At 49.6% G+C, this 1,415-nt stretch carries 2 protein-coding genes; both read left to right on the top strand.

The genetic code is table 11. The features are described 5' to 3' along the window. Positions 1-353 precede the first annotated feature (353 nt). On the top strand, positions 354-635 hold the full coding sequence (locus tag RJ60_RS14420; protein WP_099830878.1) for a type II toxin-antitoxin system Phd/YefM family antitoxin: 282 nt from the start codon (positions 354-356) through the stop codon (positions 633-635). Continuing rightward, positions 632-1,030, top strand: coding sequence for a putative toxin-antitoxin system toxin component, PIN family (locus RJ60_RS14415; protein WP_099830879.1), 399 nt, complete (start codon positions 632-634; stop codon positions 1,028-1,030). The genes RJ60_RS14420 and RJ60_RS14415 overlap by 4 nt, the downstream gene beginning before the upstream one ends. Positions 1,031-1,415: the final 385 nt, after the last annotated feature.

Raw genomic sequence — 1,415 nt, 5'->3', positions numbered from 1 at the left:
GAGCTCCATTTCCTTCCTCTTTAGAAAAAACGGGACAGACTCCATTTTTTCAAGAGCCGTCCTTCGAGAGAGCAGAAGAGCGGTTCCGGCGCGCTGCGCCCAAGTTTTTCGTTCCGACGCTGCGCGTCCAGGTTCTTGGTTCTTAGGCCGCGGAGCGGAACTGGCGCGACGAGAAGAGCAGAGGTTAGAGGCGACAGGCTAGAGGTTGGAAGAGCGCAAAGATCTTGATCTTCTTACCTCTATCCTCATCCCTCTTACCTCTGATCCACCCCGCCGCCGCGACTGGTGCTTGCGATTGTGTAGGTAATTATGTGGGTCTCAATGTAAAATATGTTTGTACAGGAGGTGGTTTTATGAAGTACATAGCGACTCGAGACCTGAGAAGCAATCCCTCAGCGGTCTGGGAAACGCTTGATGAGGGATTGGAGGTTATCGTTACGGTTAACGGGAAGCCTAAAGCAATAATGATAAGGGCAGACGAGGATCTCGAATTTCTCATAAAGGCTATTTCCCGAGCAAAAGCTGAACTCGCAGTCGAAAGAATGCGGCTCCAGTCTTTGAAGAACGGTCTTGATAGTCTTTCTTCAGAGGAGATAGAGAAAGAGATCTCTGAAAGCAGAAAAGCGGATAGATGAAGATAGTAGTAGACACAAACGTCCTTGTCGCGGCTCTAATAAATCCTCACGGAAGTCTCGCAGGTGTTCTCAATTGTGTTCTCTCGAGTCGTGTTTATCCCTGTTTCGATGCAAGAATTATCGATCAATACGAGAGGGTTCTTCAAAGACCGAGATTTGGATTCAGGAGCGACGATATAAGGGCGCTTCTGGATTTCTTTGTTAGGGTCGGTTTTTTTGTGACTCCCGAACCAGTCTTTTTGGAGCTTCCAGATCAATCGGATTTACCTTTTGTTGAAGTCTCCAGAGCCACTAACAGTCCGATCGTTACGGGAAATGCTAAACACTTTCCCGCTGATTTCGTAACTGTCCTGAGTCCTGCAGCATTGCTTGAGATAGTTCATAGAAGGGTATGAAGAACGGCCAGTAAGGCTTTGCCCTCGCCAGTCTGCTTGCGCGACGGAGTCGTACTGGCATCGCGAAGCGATACTAGCGCCGGAGGCGACTGGCGGTTGTTAACAACTCTCCACGCTTTACTCTCCACCGATCTTAAGAACGGTAGGGTCAAGAGATGGCGCGGTGTAAGTACAGACCTTGTGAGGCCAGGCTGTTTACTCCCCTTTCGGGAGAGTGTCCCCCTCAAGCGGGTCATCTCATCCGTTTCCATCTCCTGCCACCTCAAACCGTACGTGCGGATTTCCCGCATACGGCTTTCCTGTGTGCTTCACCTCAAGGCTTATGTGACCTATCGTGCCGGGAGTGCTTTCTGTCGGAGATATCTTATTCTGTAATCATTGTAGA

It is taken from the genome of Mesotoga sp. B105.6.4 (genome assembly GCF_002896535.1).
Lineage (GTDB): Bacteria > Thermotogota > Thermotogae > Petrotogales > Kosmotogaceae > Mesotoga.
The sequence above is the reverse complement of the archived record's forward strand: the minus strand, read 5'-3'. Positions and strand labels throughout refer to the sequence as shown.

Bases quoted from the DNA above. Each gene is read 5' to 3' on its own strand.
- RJ60_RS14420 (WP_099830878.1), top strand. From the start codon at position 354: ATGAAGTACATAGCGACTCGAGACCTGAGAAGCAATCCCTCAGCGGTC.
- RJ60_RS14415 (WP_099830879.1), top strand. From the start codon at position 632: ATGAAGATAGTAGTAGACACAAACGTCCTTGTCGCGGCTCTAATAAAT.